General features: G+C 36.4%; 16 protein-coding genes. 7 read left to right on the forward strand and 9 right to left on the reverse strand.

Annotated elements, in window-relative coordinates:
• The first annotated feature begins 544 nt into the window (after positions 1-544).
• Together AC07VK_RS06890 and pbpC are read left to right on the forward strand one after the other, a co-directional pair.
• Positions 545-1,180 (forward strand): hypothetical protein, encoded by a 636-nt coding sequence (locus AC07VK_RS06890; RefSeq protein WP_492959252.1) that lies wholly within the window; start codon positions 545-547, stop codon positions 1,178-1,180.
• 123 nt (positions 1,181-1,303) lie between these two features.
• Complete coding sequence (pbpC, locus tag AC07VK_RS06895; protein ID WP_492959254.1) at positions 1,304-3,685, forward strand: penicillin-binding protein 1C; 2,382 nt, start codon at positions 1,304-1,306, stop codon at positions 3,683-3,685.
• 240 nt (positions 3,686-3,925) lie between these two features.
• Here pbpC and AC07VK_RS06900 read toward each other — a convergent pair whose 3' ends face one another.
• Both AC07VK_RS06900 and AC07VK_RS06905 read right to left on the reverse strand, forming a co-directional pair.
• Positions 3,926-4,618, reverse strand: coding sequence for a lysoplasmalogenase (locus AC07VK_RS06900; RefSeq protein ID WP_492952119.1), 693 nt, complete (start codon positions 4,616-4,618; stop codon positions 3,926-3,928).
• The gene (locus tag AC07VK_RS06905; protein ID WP_492959256.1) at positions 4,608-5,825 is read right to left on the reverse strand and encodes a sterol desaturase family protein; all 1,218 of its coding nucleotides are present in this window, start codon (positions 5,823-5,825) and stop codon (positions 4,608-4,610) included. Before AC07VK_RS06905 ends, AC07VK_RS06900 begins: the two co-directional genes overlap by 11 nt.
• A gap of 198 nt (positions 5,826-6,023) precedes the next feature.
• Between AC07VK_RS06905 and AC07VK_RS06910 the strand changes: the two genes are divergently transcribed.
• Positions 6,024-6,374 (forward strand): hypothetical protein, encoded by a 351-nt coding sequence (locus tag AC07VK_RS06910; protein ID WP_492952117.1) that lies wholly within the window; start codon positions 6,024-6,026, stop codon positions 6,372-6,374.
• 5 nt (positions 6,375-6,379) lie between these two features.
• Here the strand turns inward: AC07VK_RS06910 and AC07VK_RS06915 are convergent, their stop codons facing one another.
• The gene (locus AC07VK_RS06915; protein WP_492959258.1) at positions 6,380-6,880 is read right to left on the reverse strand and encodes a very short patch repair endonuclease; all 501 of its coding nucleotides are present in this window, start codon (positions 6,878-6,880) and stop codon (positions 6,380-6,382) included.
• A 452-nt stretch (positions 6,881-7,332) separates the two neighbouring features.
• On the opposite strand from AC07VK_RS06915, the gene AC07VK_RS06920 reads away from it, so the two are divergent.
• On the forward strand, positions 7,333-7,965 hold the full coding sequence (locus AC07VK_RS06920; RefSeq protein WP_492959260.1) for a phosphatase PAP2 family protein: 633 nt from the start codon (positions 7,333-7,335) through the stop codon (positions 7,963-7,965).
• Here AC07VK_RS06920 and AC07VK_RS06925 read toward each other — a convergent pair.
• Positions 7,962-8,570 (reverse strand): Crp/Fnr family transcriptional regulator, encoded by a 609-nt coding sequence (locus AC07VK_RS06925; protein WP_492959262.1) that lies wholly within the window; start codon positions 8,568-8,570, stop codon positions 7,962-7,964. The two genes, AC07VK_RS06920 and AC07VK_RS06925, sit on opposite strands and share 4 nt — an antisense overlap.
• Positions 8,571-8,789: 219 nt before the next feature.
• On the opposite strand from AC07VK_RS06925, the gene AC07VK_RS06930 reads away from it, so the two are divergent.
• The gene (locus AC07VK_RS06930) at positions 8,790-9,455 is read left to right on the forward strand and encodes an HAD family hydrolase (RefSeq protein WP_492952113.1); all 666 of its coding nucleotides are present in this window, start codon (positions 8,790-8,792) and stop codon (positions 9,453-9,455) included.
• 71 nt (positions 9,456-9,526) lie between these two features.
• On the opposite strand, the gene AC07VK_RS06935 is transcribed toward AC07VK_RS06930, so the two are convergent.
• Positions 9,527-10,699 carry an aldose epimerase family protein gene (locus AC07VK_RS06935; RefSeq protein ID WP_492959263.1) on the reverse strand — a complete coding sequence of 391 codons (1,173 nt, stop codon included), beginning with the start codon at positions 10,697-10,699 and terminating at the stop codon, positions 9,527-9,529.
• Positions 10,700-11,094: 395 nt separating this feature from the next.
• On the opposite strand from AC07VK_RS06935, the gene mgrA reads away from it, so the two are divergent.
• Positions 11,095-12,087 (forward strand): L-glyceraldehyde 3-phosphate reductase, encoded by a 993-nt coding sequence (mgrA, locus tag AC07VK_RS06940; protein WP_492959265.1) that lies wholly within the window; start codon positions 11,095-11,097, stop codon positions 12,085-12,087.
• 795 nt (positions 12,088-12,882) lie between these two features.
• Here the strand turns inward: mgrA and AC07VK_RS06945 are convergent.
• Both AC07VK_RS06945 and AC07VK_RS06950 read right to left on the reverse strand, forming a co-directional pair.
• Positions 12,883-14,037 carry a PAS domain-containing sensor histidine kinase gene (locus tag AC07VK_RS06945; RefSeq protein WP_492952110.1) on the reverse strand — a complete coding sequence of 385 codons (1,155 nt, stop codon included), beginning with the start codon at positions 14,035-14,037 and terminating at the stop codon, positions 12,883-12,885.
• 112 nt (positions 14,038-14,149) lie between these two features.
• Entirely contained in the window at positions 14,150-15,316 is a 1,167-nt protein-coding gene (locus AC07VK_RS06950; RefSeq protein WP_492952109.1) for a DUF3095 domain-containing protein, read from the reverse strand.
• Between the two features lie 158 nt (positions 15,317-15,474).
• On the opposite strand from AC07VK_RS06950, the gene AC07VK_RS06955 reads away from it, so the two are divergent.
• Positions 15,475-17,877 (forward strand): TonB-dependent siderophore receptor, encoded by a 2,403-nt coding sequence (locus AC07VK_RS06955; RefSeq protein WP_492959267.1) that lies wholly within the window; start codon positions 15,475-15,477, stop codon positions 17,875-17,877.
• Between the two features lie 196 nt (positions 17,878-18,073).
• Here the strand turns inward: AC07VK_RS06955 and AC07VK_RS06960 are convergent, their stop codons facing one another.
• A complete protein-coding gene (locus AC07VK_RS06960; protein ID WP_492952107.1) occupies positions 18,074-18,271 on the reverse strand; it encodes a hypothetical protein in 198 nt (65 codons plus the stop codon).
• A gap of 103 nt (positions 18,272-18,374) precedes the next feature.
• Positions 18,375-18,695: a hypothetical protein gene (locus AC07VK_RS06965; RefSeq protein ID WP_492959269.1), complete on the reverse strand. Its 321-nt coding sequence runs from the start codon at positions 18,693-18,695 to the stop codon at positions 18,375-18,377.
• Between the last annotated feature and the right edge of the window lie 81 nt (positions 18,696-18,776).

The raw sequence follows: 18,776 nt of genomic DNA on the forward strand, positions 1-18,776 counted from the left end.
TATATTGAATTCATTTGAATACCTGAGTAGATTAAACAAGATTGATGTTTTCGCGTTTGTAATTATGCCTAATCATATTCATACCATATGGAGAATCAATTAATTAAATGGGAAAGAAACAGCACAAGGCTCATTTTTAAAATACTCAGCACATGAGTTCAAAAAACTATTAAGTCCAAATGAGCTCAGCAATTATCATACAAATTCCATTAATAAAAATTATGAATTTTGGCAAAGAGATCCTTTAGCAATACATTTATATACTCCAGAAGTTGCATATCAAAAACTGGATTATTTGCATAATAACCCCTGTACGGAGCATTGGCAATTAGCAACAGAACCAGAAGATTATTTGTACTCATCAGCTTCCTTTTACGAAAAGAACAAAACTAATTATTCGTTTCTAAGTGATTTAAGATTAGAATTTTTATAAACACATAAGTGGTTCGTGGAGACACGAACCATGGCAACAGCAAAACAAAATATTGGTCGTAGCGTCTCGCTACGACCAATCGAAGAATATACAAAACAGAAATCAGCCCGAATGAAAATTATATTTACAATTCTTGTTTTTTTTATTCCCTTGTGTTCAATTGCACAAAAAACCGCAATTGTATCCGACAGTAACTACCAGATGGGATATGTTTACCTTAAAGGAGCGTTTAAACCAAAAGTACTTGCCGAAAACGACTTAAATTTTAATCTGTTAACTTATTTAACTACTTATTTAAATAAAAAAAATGTTGAAAATAAGGAATTAGAAAATTTTGACTTTAAAGAGCTTGAGTATTTTTCTCAGCGATATAAATATAAAAAAATGGTTGCCTATGCTGAAGATTTCTGTATCAAAAATAACCTGGATCAGATTATAATTATCAGAACAAAAAATGCCTACACCTTAGCAGATCCTATGCGAATGTTTTTTGGTTTCGATCACGATTTTGGCATTGCAACATTGAGCATGTATGATAAACGACCGATGTTGTTCTATAATTTTTCGATCATCAGGTATTTAAAAGGAAGTAATGATTTTAAAGTACTCCTGGAGCCTGGCTACAAAAATCAAAAATTCGATGATGTGGTTTTTGATAAAGAAAACTACAAACTTATAAACGATAAAGTTTTAATCCATTTTCAGCCCGTTTTTGAAGCCATATTAAATAAGGCGCTTGATAAATAAATTTATAAAGCGCATAATCCTGTTTGTAGCGCTCGTATCTAGTTATAGTGTCGTGCTACGACCTTCGAAAATAAAAAATAATAAACGTCTTAACGAGGCGATAAAACCAGCGTTAAAAATTAAATGAATAAAATCCCAAAAGCTTTCCTCATTTCCGATCTCATCTGCTTTGTCCTGCTTTTGGCATTTCTTTTTTCGCTGCCCTCAAAATTATTTAAAACGCCTACTTCCTTTGTAATCGAAGCCAGCAACGGCAATTTATTAAGCGCAGCCATTGCCAGCGACGGACAATGGCGATTCCCAGTAGCAGACAGTGTTCCTGTAAAATTTAAAGATTGTATCATTGCTTTCGAGGATAAGCGGTTCTATAGTCACTTTGGCATTGATTTTTTAGCCATGAGCAGGGCCATGCGGCAAAACTGGAAGGCAAAAAGTGTGGTTAGTGGCGGTAGTACATTAAGCATGCAGGTAATCCGATTATCGCGAAAACAAGACCGAACGGTTTGGCAGAAATTATTGGAAGTGGTTTTAGCCATTCGCTTGGAAACAAAATATTCAAAAGCAGAAATTATTGGACTATACGCAGCAAATGCACCCTTCGGCAGTAATGTTGTGGGTTTAGAAGCGGCAAGTTGGCGCTATTACGGTCGCAATGCAAAAACCCTATCATGGGGCGAAATGGCAACATTAGCAGTATTGCCCAATAGTCCTTCTTTGGTCCATCCTGGTAAAAACTCAACGCGGTTAATTAAAAAAAGAAACGATTTATTAGATAAGCTGGCTAAGTTAAGATACATCGATCAGGCAACAGCTAATTTAGCTAAGCTAGAACCCGTTCCGGGCAAGCCTATGCCCCTGCCCCAAAATGCACCGCATCTGTTAAACCGTTTTAAAGTAGAACGGGCGAACCTTAAAATTCCCTTTACCAGAATTACATCTACGCTGGATGAAAATATCCAACTAAAAGTTAATGCCATATTAAAACGGTACAACAACCGCTACCGGGCAAACGACATTAATAATATTTCGGCGCTGGTACTCAATGCCAAAACTGGTCAAGTGGTAAGTTATGTAGGCAATATTTACCAGCCCGAAAATACTGACCTGCAAAGCCACGTGGATATGATTAAAGCGCCACGAAGTCCTGGCAGTACCTTAAAACCTTTGCTTTATGCGAGTATGATGAATGATGGCTTTATTTTGCCGCACACTTTAGTTCCCGATATCCCAACTCAAATAGCGGGTTATTCACCACAAAATTATGATTTGGGCTATGATGGTGCCATTGCTGCCGATAAAGCGTTGAGCCGCTCTTTAAACATCCCTGCGGTGAAAATGTTGCAGCAATATAAATACGAACGATTTTACGATAAACTAAAAAAACTGGGTATAGGAACACTTAACCAACCAGCAGATCATTATGGCCTGTCTTTAATTTTAGGCGGTAGCGAAGTTACGATGTGGGATCTGGCCAACACCTACATGGGCATGGTGCGTACGCTAAATCATTTCAATACCTATAAAGGTTTGTATAACCCTGAAGATTATAAACCTGCAAGCTATTTCAATAGTAAAAATAAAGATGAAAGAGATTATCAGCGCACCTCCTTTTTAGATCACGGCGCTATTTGGGCTACTTTTAATGCAATGGAAGAGGTAATGCGGCCAGGCGATGAAGGTTTATGGGAGCAATTTTCTTCTTCGCAAAGAGTTGCCTGGAAAACAGGAACGAGTTTCGGTTTTCGCGATGCCTGGGCTGTTGGCTTAACACCAAATTATGTGGTTTGTGTTTGGGTGGGCAATGCCGATGGAGAAGGAAGGCCTGGCCTGGTAGGGATTGAAGCAGCTGCCCCAGTTCTATTTGATATTTTCAGGTTACTGCCTAATGGAAAATGGTTCGAAACACCAGTCACCAAACTTAAAAAGATAAAAATATGCAAACAGAGCGGTTATAAGGCTGGAGAATACTGTACAAATGTGACAGAAGAATTAGTGCCGGTTGCAGGAGAAAAAACGGCCGTTTGTCCTTTCCATAAATTGGTTCATTTGGACAGAACAGGCACGTTTAGGGTTACCGACCAATGTGAAAGCATAACCCATATGTTACATAAAAACTGGTTTATTTTACCACCAGCTATGGAATATTATTATAAAATAAAGAATAGCGATTATAAATCCCTTCCTCCTTTTAAAAGTGGCTGCGACCTTTCAGGCGGTAACAGTGTAATGGAAGTAATTTACCCGAAAAACAATGCAATAGTTTACATCCCCTTAGAACTAGATGGAACAAGAGGCAAAATTGTAATTAATGCAGCCCACAGAAATTCAGGCGCTAAAATACATTGGCATATTGATAATGAATATGTTAGCACTACTACTAACTTTCATCAACTGGCCATTAGTCCTCCGCCTGGTAGACATACTTTAACCCTGGTTGACGAAAATGGAGAACGACTGGTGCAAACTTTTACGGTTTTAGACAAGGAAAAGAAAGGTGGAAGGTAGAGGGTGATAAGGTGGAGGGTTTAAGCGCTCAAGCACTAACACCGTTTTATATTTGGCTTGTTTTCAACTGTGCAAAGTGCTATAAAACCTGATCAAGTGGTAATCCTTTTTAATTTCCAGTAACTTACCTTTTTAGCGCAGCATTAAAAAAATTGGAACGCTAGCAGGACTTCTTCAACCGATTACCATAGAAACCTGCTTTTCGAAAACTTCAAAGATTAAATGGCTTAAGTAAATCTGTTATACTTCGGTTCTTGTAACCACTAACTGACGAGAAATGGTTCCATAAACAATCAGATACTGCGCAATCATATAACTTGCCATAATTAAAGCCCCACTTTGCGGAATGGGCTGAGCGAATTTATTCACCGCCAATACACTGTCTGACAGTAAGAAAAACAGTGCCCCATATAGAATAAGTTTAAAGCTGAAAATATTCACTTTCCCGTACCGGTTAACAGCCATAATAGCCATAACCGTGATAATAATGGCATACATTAAAACGGGGAACTGCATTGCGCCTAGTTTTGGCTGCAGGTAGAAAAACAGACCTGAACAAAAAATAGCAAATGCGCCCACAGCCCACAAAAAATAAGGTGTTTTGTGGTTGGGATTCGATCTATGATCAAGTGTAAATGCCCTGATGTAAAAAATATGGCAGGCAACGAAAGCGATTAACCCATAAATAAAAAAACTTGGTTTACCGCTTTGAAACATCAGCAAAATATCACCAGCCCAAGCAAAAATTAATCCGATGAAAATTCTCTTATGGAAACGTCCTTTCAAGTTTGTGCTGAGATAAAGCCATACTAAAAGTACCACCACAATTAATGGCTTAGAGAAATTTCGGAGCTCAATATTATTGGCATATTCGGCATATAGCTGAATTACAAATACGAGGAAAAATATAAATGAAAATAGCTTAGTCTTCATCAGGGTTGGGATTTGCCTTTTGCAAATTAAAAAACCAAATTACGGATATTAACTGGATTGCCACAAAAATTACTTGATATCCGATCGGAAATTTCAAAAATAAAACCAGCAAAACACCAAACAGCAGCCTAAAATATTCGAACCTAATTTGCCATATCTTTTGTTCTAATAAAGCACCACAGGTAATTAATGTGAATATAGTAAAAATAGCTCCTGATACTAAAGCAATGGTTTCCACTTTCTGATAAGAAAACAATATCGCAGAACCAGCAGTTAAAGCAATTAAAAACTGAATCAGGACGTAACCCGTTAACTTTGATTGATAGGCTGGATTATACTTTTTATAGGTTTCTGCATCTATTTCAGGCGCATGTTGAAATCCACCCAGGTGTACTGGAAACCAGCCAGGCGGTTTAAGAAAAACTTTAATTTTATCACTGAATTTAGGTGATTGTTTTGCTGTTTTAACCAGATCATCCCAATAATGAAGATTCGCCCAAACGGGATTCCAGCTGGCTAAGGGTTTGGTGATGCCATAATAAACCGCTTCTTCTTCTTTCTGAAAAGTACCAAAAAAGCGGTCCCATATAATCAATGTACCAGCGTGGTTTTTATCGACATATTTTGGATTAGAGCCATGATGTACCCGATGATGCGAAGGTGTGTTTAAAATATACTCTAAAAAGCCCAAACTTTTAATGGCTCTGGTATGAATCCAAAACTGATACAATGTATTGAAAGAACTTAGTGTTAAGAACATAATCGGATCAAAACCAACAAATGCCAATGGAAGATAAAACACCCAGCTAAACCAGCCCTGAAACCAGCTTTGCCGTAAAGCCACGGTTAAATTATATTCTTCTGATTGGTGGTGTACAATATGTGCTGCCCATAGAGCATTTACTTCGTGGCTCATCCGATGAAACCAATAATAGAAAAAATCGACGCCAATAAATAGCAGTATCCAAACCCATATTGTTTTGGGTAATTCAAATAAATGCCAGTGCTCAAAAATATATTTGTAGCCAAAAAACAATGCGGTTTTCATAAATATCCCGGTGAGCTGTTGCCCTATACCCTGACTTAAATTGGCAATACTATCATTAAGCCGATAATAATTTAGTTTTTTATAAAAATTATAGGCCAATTCTATTCCGATCAGAATAAAAAACACGGGTACAGATAACGCAATGTAATCTACTTTCATATAAATGCGAAGAAAATATTTGGCTAGCAATATTTACCTTACAATTTAGAAATTTTTTAGGTCAACATAAAATCCAATTCATGTAATATTTGTGCTTGTTTGGTCTTAGTTATTGATTTCTACCAAATTCAGCTTACCTTTGAAAGGATAAACCAATGCTTTTGGCCTTATTAAATTTTCATTTAAATCATCCCATTCATGAAAAAATTATCTCTTCTGTTGTTGCTAACTGCTTCGGCACTTTATACAAAGAGCCAAACGCTGGTATTAGCCAAAGACGTTGCTCAATATATTGGTAAAAATGTAACCATTTGCGATTCGGTATATAGTGCAAAGGCATTAGATAAATTAACATTAATTAATTTAGGTGGTGCCTATCCAAAAGAGCTGATTACCGTAGTCATCAATAAAGAAGACATTGTTAAATTTCCTTCAGAACCTTCAAGCATGTTTATGGGAAATAAAATTTGTGTTACCGGAATTATATCTGATTATAAAGGTAAAAAACAGATTTTAGTTACCGACCCGAAGCAGATTATCGTAAAATAAATAGTCTAATCCTCAAACTGCGGTATTATTGCCGCTTTAGCCGCCTCGATATAAAGTAAAACCTGATTAACGCATGCTGTTAAATTTTCTTTTACTTCGTGTTCCCAAAACCGCATTACGGTATAACCTTGAGCATGCAGCTGTTCGTTAATATGTTTGTCGCGTTGGATATTTCGTTCAATCTTCGGGATCCAAAAGCCAGAATTTGTTTTTAAAGTTGATTTCTTTTCGTCCCATTTGTAACCATGCCAAAAATCGCCATCTACAAATATGGCGAGCCTGTACTTATTGATAACCAGATCGGGTTTGCCAGGAAAATTTTTAGGATGGATTCTGAACCTTATATGTTTGCCCCAAAGCGCCTTACGTAGTTTCAATTCGGCCAGGCTATTTTTTGACCTAATTTTAGACATGTTCTTACTCCGTTGCGCAGTAGTGTAAAAACCAGCACTTTCTTCAAAGCGGGGAACTTTGATCTCCTCATCTTTATATGGCTTAGGCTCCATACCAAAGAAACCGTTAATAATTCTAAATTGTTTAAAAAATTGGTGATAGAAGGAACGATATTGATCAACCTAAGCACCTCCTCATTTAAAGGAGGAGGCTTCGGTTGGAGCGTTAATACAAAACGTATAATTTGTGAGTAAATTGTCGAGTGGTGTGCTCCTTCAGTCGGCAGGAAATTAATCCTGCCAACCTCGTAAGCATAGATATCCTTATTATCTGATTCGAAGATTAAAAATCATTTCAACATATCATAACGGATTATACAGATAGGCGTTTTTCCTTGATGAATCGTTTTATTTCCTTGATGAATATTTTTGGTCTTGTAGTTTTTCTCATACTTTAAATTTAGACTTTCACAGATTTTGATGCTCAAATCCATTTCTAAAAAGCTGAAAATTTTGTATCTATTAGCATAAAATCCATAGTTTTGGTTTTTGATCCACCTATACCTATGATTTTAAAACGAAATACGCTAATTTTTATCCTCATTATATTAATTGCTGCATTTACCTGTTTAAGTTTTTTCATTGCGCAGCACCCTATACTTGATTTTGATATTAAAACCTCATTGTTTATTCAGCAATACCATGCAGACTGGTTAGATAAATTAATGTTGGCCATCAGTTTTTTTGGCGAACTCCCCTATTCATTACTTTCAGTAGTAGTGGTGGCAATCATATTTTATCAGCAGAAATATAAACGAGAAGGTCTATTCATTTCATCAGTTTTATTATCTGGATTAATTATCCTGGGTATAAAAAATGTAATTAACCGTCCTCGCCCTACTGCCTTTTATGTACGATTGGTGGAAGTAAACCGCTTTCAGAGCTACCCCAGTGGGCATGTACTTTCTTATACCCTTTTTTTTGGCTTCTTAATTATTTTGATGAATACGCGGAAAGACATGCCTAAGCTAACTAGAAATATAGTGACTTATCTATCAGCGTTTTTGATGATTACCATTGCCCCATCGAGAATTTACCTGGGCGCTCATTGGTTTACCGATACAGTTGGCGGTTTTCTATTGGGTTTAATCTGCCTTTTCCCGCTTTGCTATTTTTACTTTAAAAAGAAAACGGATTAATCCTTTTCTTCCCGTTTTTCTTTCTTCCTGATCCTGCTTAAAGTTTCGATCCGCATCCCCAGATAGCTGGCCAAAAATTTTAAAGGAACCCTCGACTTTATGGTAGGATAACCAATTTTAAACTGTTTGTACCTTATTTCTGCTGAAGGGATTCGCGACAAAATAGACCGCTCCTGCGACATATGGTAAAGTATGGCCAATAATTTTCTGGCTAAAATGTTGGTTTCAGGAAATTGTATATACATATCGTCAATAAAACGATATGGTAGTATGAGCAGTTCCGAATCTTCCAGGGCCTGATATTGTTCCTGATAAGTTGGGATAAGCGTTCCCGGATTTCGAATACTACCAACAAGGTGATTTTCATCTGTTAACCAGGCGGTAATATCTTTTCCTTCATCCATTACAAAAGCCCGCACTAAACCTTTAACAATAAAAAATAAACACTCACCACTGATCTCACTAAGGTTAGGTAAAATCTCATTCTTATGCACAGAGATTTTAAATGTTTCAGTTTTTATCCGCTCAATTATCTCTTTTCTTAATGGCTGCAGCTCAAGTAAATACTTAATAAGAGGCTCACTTTCATGATGGGCAGCAGTCATAATATTTATCTGGGTTTTAAAACGATGCAAGCTATTGCTTGAATACCGGATTTCCAAATATGAAAACGAGTTCTACAGCCAAAAAATTACAGTTGTGGAAAATTTATTTTCACGCCATCTGTTTTTGGCACCACTTTAAGGAATAATTTATTCATTAAATTTTAGCTTTGATCACAATAATTTAACTTAATCATAAAAAAATCTGATAATTTTGCCGCCATGACGGATAACAAACCCAAAGCTTTTCTTTTCGATCTTAATGGAACCATGATTAACGATATGGCTTTCCACAATCATGCCTGGCATAACATACTTACAAAAGATTTAGGAGCAAGTATTAGCTTCGATGCGGTAAAAAAACAGATGTATGGTAAAAATCAAGATCTGTTAGAACGTGTTTTTGGTATTGGTCATTTCTCTCAGGAACAGATTGATCAGATTTCAATCGAAAAAGAGCATAGATATCAAGCGGCTTATAAAAAACATTTAACATTAATAGCAGGTTTAGGCGATTTTTTAGAAAAAGCAAAACAATCAGGCATTCAAATGGCAATTGGCTCTGCTGCTATTCCCTTCAATATTGATTTTGTACTCGATAATTTAAATGTGCGTTCCTATTTTAAAGCCATAGTAAGTGCTGAAGATGTGGTCAATAGTAAACCCGATCCGGAAACTTTTACCAAAGGGGCTGAAATTTTAGGCGTTGAAGCCAGTCAATGCATCGTTTTTGAAGATGCACCAAAAGGTGTTGAAGCAGCGCAGAATGCTGGGATGAGATGTGTTGTACTAACAACCATGCATACTAAAGAAGAATTTGCAGCTTACAACAACATTATTGCTTTTATAGAAGATTATACAGATCCAGTTTTACAAGAACTTTTCTAAATAAAAACGACCTGCATTTCTACAGGCCGTTTTTATTTTATTATTGTTGGGATACAGCGACCAACAAAAGATTATTTGGTAAATTTATATATCGAGCTTGTTTTATACACCTGCCCAGGCTTTAAAACCGTTGATGGAAAAGCGGGTTGATTTGGTGAATCTGGGAAATGTTGTGTTTCCAATGCAATTGCTGTTCTAAAATCATCTTTAGCACCAGTTTTAAAAGTATTTTTACTTTGCATAAAATTTCCGCTATAAAACTGTAAGCCTGGCTCCTGGGTATAAATATCCATCACTATACCCGACTTATCTCCTTTAACCGTAGCCGCGTGGAACATGCCCATTGCTTTGGTTTTATTTAGCACGTAGTTATGATCATAACCTTTCCCGAAGGTTAACTGCTCGTTTTTATCGTTTATACGGGCACCAATGGTAGTTGCTTTGGTAAAATCAAACGGCGTTCCCTTAACCTTTTCAATTTTTCCTGTCGGGATCAAGGTAGAATCAACGGGCGTGTACTCATCTGCATAAATCTGTACCTCGTGGTTCAAAATCTCACCGCTTCCATCACCATTTAAATTAAAGAACGCATGGTTTGTTAAGTTTACGATAGTGGTTTTATCTGTTTTAGCCTCGTAGTCCATTTTCAGTTCATTATCATCCGTTAAGGTATAAGTTACTTTAACATCTAAATTGCCCGGAAAATTTTCATCGCCATCTTTTGATAAGTAATGAAGTACTAAGGTATTGGCACTTGGCTGAGTAGCATCCCAAACTACATATTGATAGCCTTTTTTTCCACCATGAAGGGTATTCTGTCCGTTATTGGTAAACAGTGAATAGGTTTTACCTTCAAGTGTAAATTTACCCTTTGCTATGCGGTTTCCATATCGGCCAATAGTTGCACCAAAATAGGGCTCGGTTGATTTTTCGTAATCATGAACACTTTTAAATCCCACTACCACATCCACTAACTTACCATCCTTATTTGGCACCAATAAACTCACCAGGCGACCACCATAATTGGTAAAAATAGCCTCCGCATTATGCTTATTCTTTAAGGTGTATAACGTTGTTTGTTTACCATCAATTTCCTTTTTAAAAGAATCGGCGACAAGTTTTACGACGGCTAATGAGTCGCTTTTTAAACGATTAGCTGATGAAGATTTTTTGGTTCCGGATTGACAAGATGCAAAGCCAATTACAGCGAGCATACCGAGGTTCGTTAATGATTGTAATTTCATAAAATGGAATACTTGGTTTAGATTTTTAATTAAGTTTTTAAATATAAATATATGACTTAACTTTTTAAATAAAACGATTTAGAATAATCTAAATACATATATTAAAGAATAATTTTAATTAAATGCCAGTAATGATACGATTTGTAGAAATGGCGATAACAAAATGATGAATGATTAAAAATATTTGATTTATTTTTTTGTTTTTCAAAAACGTATTGGAGATTTTTTTTTTAAAAGAGATGGATTAACTGGAAGGTTTAAACAGTTTCAGTATGATGAGAAAATACATTTTAACTGCGTGCAACTAATTTTTGCTCGCCAGCAGACAAATATTAACCTAATATCAATTAAAATCCGGTAAAACTGATTATTATTGCGACAATCAAATTCCAAATATGAATCAAATCATTTCAACAGATCGTTACGACAAAATGCTATATCGCCGTTGCGGAAACAGTGGCATAAAATTGCCAGCAATATCGTTGGGTTTATGGCATAATTTCGGGCATGTAAACGTTTTTGAAAACAGCAAAAACCTAATTTATACTGCTTTTAACAATGGAATTACCCACTTCGATTTAGCAAATAATTATGGGCCGCCTCCGGGCTCGGCTGAAGAAGTTTTCGGAAAAATCCTTCATGAAAATTTTAGGGGCTACCGTGATGAAATGATTATTTCGAGCAAAGCGGGATATACCATGTGGGATGGTCCTTATGGCGACTGGGGATCGAAAAAATATCTGGTCTCTAGTTTAGACCAAAGTTTAAAACGTATGAAACTGGATTATGTTGATATTTTTTACCACCACCGTCCAGATCCTGAAACTCCGCTTGAAGAAACTATGGGGGCTTTAAGTCTTATGGTTCAACAGGGAAAAGCTTTATATGTAGGTATTTCAAATTATCAGGCAGAAGAAGCTGCAAAAGCCATCAAAATTTTAAAAGATAACGGCACGCCATGTTTAATCCACCAACCTAAATATTCGATGTTCGAACGTTGGGTGGAAGGTGGTTTACTTGATGTTTTAGCGCAAAATGGTTTGGGTTGTATTCCGTTTTCGCCATTGGCACAAGGTTTACTTACCGATAAATATTTACACGGTATTCCTTCTGATTCGAGAGTAGCCACCAGTGGTATTTTCCTGAAAGAAAGCAATATTACGCCGGAGAAATTAGCCGTAATTGCTAAACTAAATGGTGTTGCCAAATCGCGTGGGCAAAAATTAGCACATATGGCTTTATCGTGGATCCTAAAAGACGATAGAATTACCACGGTATTAATAGGTGCCAGTAAACCAGAGCAGATTACGGATTCAATTAAAGCTTTAGATAATATAAAATTTAGCGATACTGAAATAAAACTGATTGATGAAATTTTAAATAGTTAAAGTCAGCCGTCATTTTGACCGCAATGTTCCAACGGAACTCTTTCGAAGGAGAAATCTTTGAACAATTCAATAAACATCGTCCAAAGATTTCTCTTTCGACTTAACACCCTACCGTGCGGGCACATCTTTTGTTAATTTTATAGTTGTTTTTAACATACATTCCTAAGGCAATCGTCATGCTGAATTCATTTCAGCATCTTTCCAGCTACTAAAAGACATTGTTTCAAAAAAAAATAATTAAACAAACATTGACTTTTCCGCTCTTTGCCGCGGGGGCATGGTAGTTTTTCGCAGATCAAGTTGTTTTTATTAGTGCTCAAGAATGCTGGCGCATTTTGGAGCGCCAAAGTACCCAAAACGCTCTGTCAATCCAGCAATGGGCCTTTTACACAATCCTACACACATCAAAAAACAGAGGCACATCGTTTAATCAGTTTTTGTTTGTGTTTTCTTTGGGCTGATTGAGCCCTTTGGGGTTTGTGTTCAATACTTATTTAAAACTTTAATTAGCGTTTATGAACACAAAACCACTACGTTTAGGTTTGGCAGTACTATTTGTTCCTTCCTACAACTGTTTTTTTGATTTCTCGGGCCCTTGGGATTGACGAAGTTCTTCGGTTAAAACAATGTGTTATTAGAGGAAGCTAGGAAAACGCCTAAAAAATCAAAAAAATGTGTCCACACAGTAGGATTTAGCTTCGGAACCGTACTCCAGTCGAAATGACGATTTATCATCCTGGCGTCCAATCTTTTGCTTTTTCTTAAACTAACCTCGAAACTTCAATTGTGGTTTAATCATGTAAGATTAGCGCTTACAGGAAGCGAAAAGTGAAATGTAGAACCAGCACCATAGGTACTTTCTGCCCAAATTTTACCATGATGCAAATTTATAATCTCCGCACTTAGGTATAAACCGATCCCAAAACCTGAGATGGTTTTAGTTTGCTGATTTTCTACCCTGTAAAACCGATCAAAAAGTTTCTCTAAATCATGAGCCTGTATGCCAATGCCATTATCTGCTACAGCAACATGTACTTCATTTTCCAGGGCTTCTGATTGAACAGAAACAGTACTGCCCTGATCTGAATATTTTACAGCGTTGCTAATCAAATTTGAAATTACAGAGTCAATTTTATCTTTATCTGCATATATTAATTTAGGCTTATCCGCTGCATAATTAATCTGATTAGCGGGATGGACTAACCTTAGGTCTTCTACAAGATCAGAAATCAGTTTATCAAGATCAAAATGAGATAGGTTCAAGTGAATTTCTCCTGATTCTAAACGTGATACATTTAAAAAAGAAGTGATCATGGAACTCATTTTCCGGATCTGTTTTTGAACTTTATCTAAAGTATTTACGATAAAAAGATCTGTTAAACTCCGATTCTGCATCAATTGAACATAAGCACTAATAGAGGTTAAAGGCGTTTTTAACTCATGGCTTACCATACTGATAAAATCATTCTTTTGCCGCTCCTCCTTTATACTGATTAGAAGCTGTTCCTGATCTAGTGCTTCCCGTTGCAGTTCAGTTTCTTTAATGGCTTTTTTCGCATTAACCATATCAGTAACATCGCTTGCGGTATGAAGAACACAATAAGGCATCCCAGTTTCATCCTTAATGGCGCGGTATTCGTAAGCATAATAAGCTGTTTGTAACCTTCCATCCCTTAGGGTTTCAGCCGGAATAGCATCTCCTTTATCTGTAATCCCGGTTAGCAACACGTTTTTCAGCATATTGATAAAGGGCTGACCTTTTAACTCAGGCACAGCATCTTCTAACGGTTTACCAATAATAGAGCGGTCTTTTCCCCAAAAAGCAATCATGGCATCATTGGCCATTTCGATTACAATATGCTCGGATGTGTATATGGCTGTTGCATCTTTTGATAAGGAAAGAACCTCTAAAAGCTGATTATTACTTAAAACCCTTGAATAACTTTCCATTTATACTTTAAAAATTAAAACCCGACTATGCTGATACTTATGATAAAATCAAATCACACTAACTATCATACAAGTTGGCCATTACAAATGTTTGGCTATTGTTAACCTTTTATCATCTGGTATTTAATTTATCGCGTATTTTCTGTTTAAGTATTCCCGCAGCCTGAGTATATCCCCCATCTGCTCCGTCAACAAAATGAATGTGATCATCCTCCAGATCCCTAACATAGCAAGACATGATCGATTCGCCGCTAACATAGAGCGCATATAAAATTTCATTATTTTTTTCCAGCTGATTAAGCGCTTTCTGCAATATTAATCGCTGCTGTGCAGTTCCGGTAATTACAGTATTTATTCTACCATCTATCACCAGCGTATCCGACATTTCTACAAGCTGCTTCAGGTATTTTTTACCCCGCTCCGTTCTGAAATAGATGTAGCCATAAATATTGATGAGCCATGACTTGATCAGTTCAAAGAGTTTAATCTTTCCAACCCGGTGTTTCATCTCTTGCCCTAAACTGTTAAAACTTGTCTTAAAAATCAGCTTAGAAACTGAAATCGGCTGGCGCTTTTCGGGGGTTCCATAAATTTGATCGAGGTGATGGATCACTTTACTGAATGCCATTGCCTGTTGTTCTATTTCTGAAGCTATAACAATTAATGTAACCACCTCATCACTGTTTTCGGGTGGCGCTATCTTATCCCAACGGCATTGCATACCACTTAAATCGATTTCATCACTTGCAGTATTATGGCCGGCAAGCAGGTAATCATCTCCTTTGATAATCTGTTCTGCATAGGCCAGTCCATCGCCTAAAATAACGGGGATGGAAAACGTTTCAGCGCTACTGAATCTACAAATGTTAAGGCTATGCCCTTGTTTGTAGATTTCTTCAACAGGTATAATCCCAGTCCTTAAATCAAGGTTAAAATTTTGTAAGGTGTTAGCTTTGTATTTTAGCAGCGATTTCATCACATCATCTACAATACTGGGCGGAACAATAAAAGTAGCCCCATCGCCACCGAAGAAAAACGGAACCAAAATGTTTGCTTTAAATGCAATATTGAGTACCGCAACAATACTTCCAGTAGCAATCAGGTTAACATTTTCGTGTAGGCCCGAATTTACAGCCACTGTTGAGCGCTTAATATCGGTGATGATTACAGACCAGCTGGCAACCACTTTTTCAAATAATTGATTTTGAATCAACAATTGATGTAATGGCATTTTATGAACGGGCAGATTAGAGTAGAAATGGTCTTCGCTATTTTGCATAATTAAATTTGATATATCCTAATATACGCATTCAAAAAAGTCATGTATTTTAAAAAGCAAACTAAAATCTAATCTTATTTAGAACGAATAAAAATAATTTTGTAATTCCGCTGCAAAAACGCTTCCTTTGCGCCAAATAAGAATTAATCTAAATAAAGATGAATAAAAAATTTACTTTTCTTTTAAGTTTTATAGCTTTTTTCCTGTTTTTGGCAGGAGATACCATGGCACAAAGCAAAAATGGCTCTGTTTCGGGCTCAATTAAAACCAGCGATGGCAATCCAGCTGCTTATGTAAGTGTTGGTTTAAAAAACACTGGTAAAACTACACAAACAGATGAGAAAGGTAATTTCACCATTAAAAATCTGACACCTGGCACCTATACGATCAAAACATCTGCTATTGGCGTTTCTGCTCAGGAAAAATCAATTACTGTAGCGGCTGGTCAAACTGTAACTGCTGATTTCACCATTGCAGAATCTTCATCTCAATTGGACGAAGTAGCGATTAATGGTTACAAAACACCAAATAGAAAGCCAGCTAATCTGGGTAAAATTGCCATTGCCCCTATGGATCTTCCACAGGCCGTACAGATTATTGGAAGGCAGATTATTACTGATCAACAGGTAAATAGCTTGGGCGACGTAATGAAAAATGTGAATGGAGTAGCTTTGGGTGCTAATCGCGGGGCAGTTGGTGAAAACTTCTTTGCGAGGGGTTATAGCCTAGGTAGCAATAACATTTTCAAAAATGGTGCAAGAACAACTATTGGGGGTAGTCCTGAGGCAAGTACATTAGAATCGGTAGAGGTTTTAAAAGGAAGCGCTGCTTTGCTTTATGGCGGTGTAACTGGTGGAGCTGTTGTAAATATGGTTACGAAAAAACCTAAATTCGAAAATGGAGGTGAGGTAAGCATGAGAACTGGTAGTTATGATCAATACAAACCAATGGTTGATCTTTATGGTCCAATATCAAAGAAACTCGCTTTTAGAGCGATTAGCACTTACGAAAATGCCGGAAGCTTTAGAGATGTTGTAAAATCAAAACGTTTTTACATTAACCCATCATTATTATATAAGATAAGTGAGCAAACTGAAGTTTTGGTTCAGGGAGATTATTTGAAAAGTGATTTTACTCCAGATTTTGGTGTAGGATCGGTGAACAGTCAGATTGTAGATTTTGGTCGCGATAAATTTATCAATACCCCTTGGGCTTACAATAAAACGAATACCACTACCGCTCAAGCCAATTTAACCCACAAGTTTAACGAAAACTGGAAATTAAATGCAATTGGATCTTTTCAGGCTTATAATCGTAACTATTATGGATCGGATCGTATCCAAGCCAATACAGCTGGTATTTCTGCAAGAAATCTTTCGAGAGCGCTAAGTAAAGAATATACTTACAACCAACAAATTAACATTAACGGAAGTTTTAGCACAGGAAGTATTAAACATACTGTTTTGTTTGGTGTAGATGCAGATCAATCGAGAGTAACCAGCAATGCATTCGCTTATGGTAAAGACGCTAAAGGTGCATACATTACTACTTTTAATTATGGAAATGTTAACGTTTTCGATGAATCTACTTATTACGGTTCAGGATTAATGCCTGAAGCATTTGCGATAACAAGAACACTTGCCCCAATTTATAGATATGGTGCTTTCGTTCAGGATTTAATCGAAGTAACTGAACAATTTAAAGTATTGGCAGGCATACGTTATACGGATCAGAAAAATGCAAGTTCAAGAGCCTTAAACTTAGAAAGTGGAATAACAGCACCAGGTGCAACAAAGTTTGATGATGCTTTTTCTCCTAAATTAGGTTTAATATACCAGCCTCTTAAAACCATGTCAATGTACATAAGTTATGCAAATAACTTCATTCCTAATACTGGTGTAGACATTAACAGCAATGCGCTTCCACCATCAACCGTAAATCAATACGAAGCCGGGCTTAAAAATGATTTCTTCGGCGGGAAATTATCAGCAAATTTAACTTATTATAAAATCATTAACGACAATATTTCGCAGGCAGCTATACTTCCAGACGGGACTACCAGCAGTGTGTTTAAGCAATTAAATGGCCAAACCACAAGTGATGGGTTAGAACTTGATGTTAATGGAAATCTTGCTAAAGGGCTTAACTTTTTAATGGGATATAGCTATAATTTTATGCGCTATACCAATACAGCTGATGTTACTGGTATGATTGAGGATGTACGTTTAGTAGGTACTACGAAAAATACGGCGAACGCCACTTTATTTTACACTTTCCAGGATGGTACAATAAAAGGTTTAAAATTGGGTGCTTCTGCATTTTATACAGGCAAGCGCAACGGAGGCTGGAACGATGCTAAAAATGCAGCAACTATAAGGTTGATTCCGCTAAGTGCATTCACTACCCTAGATTTTTCTGCAGGATACAACTGGAAAAAATTCTCGCTTCTTGCTAAAGTTTCTAACCTTACCAATGAGCTGAATTATTTCGTACATGAAAACTACAGTGTAAATCCAATTCCGCCACGTCAGTTCATGACCACATTATCTTATAAATTCTAATTACAAGAATAAATTACAAAAAGCTCCAGGCCGAAAGATCTGGAGCTTTTGTGTTTACAAATTAGGCAATATTTGTACATCCTCCATCATTGGTATTTTACGCCAAAACCAAGTAACAGATGTACAATACAAAACCAATGGTTACGAGATATATCCTTGTAAAAAACACAACCAATTGGTTAAGGCAAGAAAGAAATTAAAGAATAATTAAGATGGTGCCCGATTTAAATAATTTAAAGTAATAGTGAAACTCACCATGGCGGTTTACTTTTTCGATTTCGCACACTTTGCCTGATTTACCATATTCATCAGCTAATAAATCACCAATTTTAATGTTATCTAACTGATTTACGTTAAGGGATCCTCTTTTAATTAATGTAGCTGTTTTTTCCATAAGATTGCAGTTTGAAGTATTTACGTAACCGAAAACCATTAGGTTTTGTAGCGCCATGAAATACCTAATAATAAGTATCAAACATACAAAATTGTAGTGTTAATTAGTAATACACAATCTCATAAACTCTCTTCATGTACAAGGCTTCGTCTATCTTGGTAAAAAACTCATACCATTCTTCACGCGTAAAAACTAAACTGATATCAGGGAAAGGAGTCGATAAAATAACAACCTGCCTCCCATCAGGCCTGCTCTCTAAATAATCATCGAAATCGAGTTTTTTAGTAGCCACATAAAAAGCATCAAACTGATCAAAAGAAAATTTCATTAAAACACCCGAGCGCCATATATTTAGAACTTTACAATTATTGCACTGTGCGATGGTGATGTTTTCATTTTGAGCAAGTACAGTTGTTTTACACATGGGCTTTACATTTAAAATTGATCAATAGATTTAACAAATATCTTATTATTTAGAATAATTCCAAATAATAAATTCAATTTA

Source organism: Pedobacter sp. GW821-FHT01D05 (genome assembly GCF_059422505.1).

Excerpts from the sequence above, each read along its gene's own strand:
- AC07VK_RS06890 (WP_492959252.1), top strand. The coding sequence starts at position 545 with ATGAAAATTATATTTACAATTCTTGTTTTTTTTATTCCCTTGTGTTCA.
- pbpC (WP_492959254.1), top strand. The coding sequence starts at position 1,304 with ATGAATAAAATCCCAAAAGCTTTCCTCATTTCCGATCTCATCTGCTTT.
- AC07VK_RS06900 (WP_492952119.1), bottom strand. The coding sequence starts at position 4,618 with ATGAAGACTAAGCTATTTTCATTTATATTTTTCCTCGTATTTGTAATT.
- AC07VK_RS06905 (WP_492959256.1), bottom strand. The coding sequence starts at position 5,825 with ATGAAAGTAGATTACATTGCGTTATCTGTACCCGTGTTTTTTATTCTG.
- AC07VK_RS06910 (WP_492952117.1), top strand. The coding sequence starts at position 6,024 with ATGAAAAAATTATCTCTTCTGTTGTTGCTAACTGCTTCGGCACTTTAT.
- AC07VK_RS06915 (WP_492959258.1), bottom strand. The coding sequence starts at position 6,880 with ATGGAGCCTAAGCCATATAAAGATGAGGAGATCAAAGTTCCCCGCTTT.
- AC07VK_RS06920 (WP_492959260.1), top strand. The coding sequence starts at position 7,333 with ATGATTTTAAAACGAAATACGCTAATTTTTATCCTCATTATATTAATT.
- AC07VK_RS06925 (WP_492959262.1), bottom strand. The coding sequence starts at position 8,570 with ATGACTGCTGCCCATCATGAAAGTGAGCCTCTTATTAAGTATTTACTT.
- AC07VK_RS06930 (WP_492952113.1), top strand. The coding sequence starts at position 8,790 with ATGACGGATAACAAACCCAAAGCTTTTCTTTTCGATCTTAATGGAACC.
- AC07VK_RS06935 (WP_492959263.1), bottom strand. The coding sequence starts at position 10,699 with ATGAAATTACAATCATTAACGAACCTCGGTATGCTCGCTGTAATTGGC.
- mgrA (WP_492959265.1), top strand. The coding sequence starts at position 11,095 with ATGAATCAAATCATTTCAACAGATCGTTACGACAAAATGCTATATCGC.
- AC07VK_RS06945 (WP_492952110.1), bottom strand. The coding sequence starts at position 14,037 with ATGGAAAGTTATTCAAGGGTTTTAAGTAATAATCAGCTTTTAGAGGTT.
- AC07VK_RS06950 (WP_492952109.1), bottom strand. The coding sequence starts at position 15,316 with ATGCAAAATAGCGAAGACCATTTCTACTCTAATCTGCCCGTTCATAAA.
- AC07VK_RS06955 (WP_492959267.1), top strand. The coding sequence starts at position 15,475 with ATGAATAAAAAATTTACTTTTCTTTTAAGTTTTATAGCTTTTTTCCTG.
- AC07VK_RS06960 (WP_492952107.1), bottom strand. The coding sequence starts at position 18,271 with ATGGAAAAAACAGCTACATTAATTAAAAGAGGATCCCTTAACGTAAAT.
- AC07VK_RS06965 (WP_492959269.1), bottom strand. The coding sequence starts at position 18,695 with ATGTGTAAAACAACTGTACTTGCTCAAAATGAAAACATCACCATCGCA.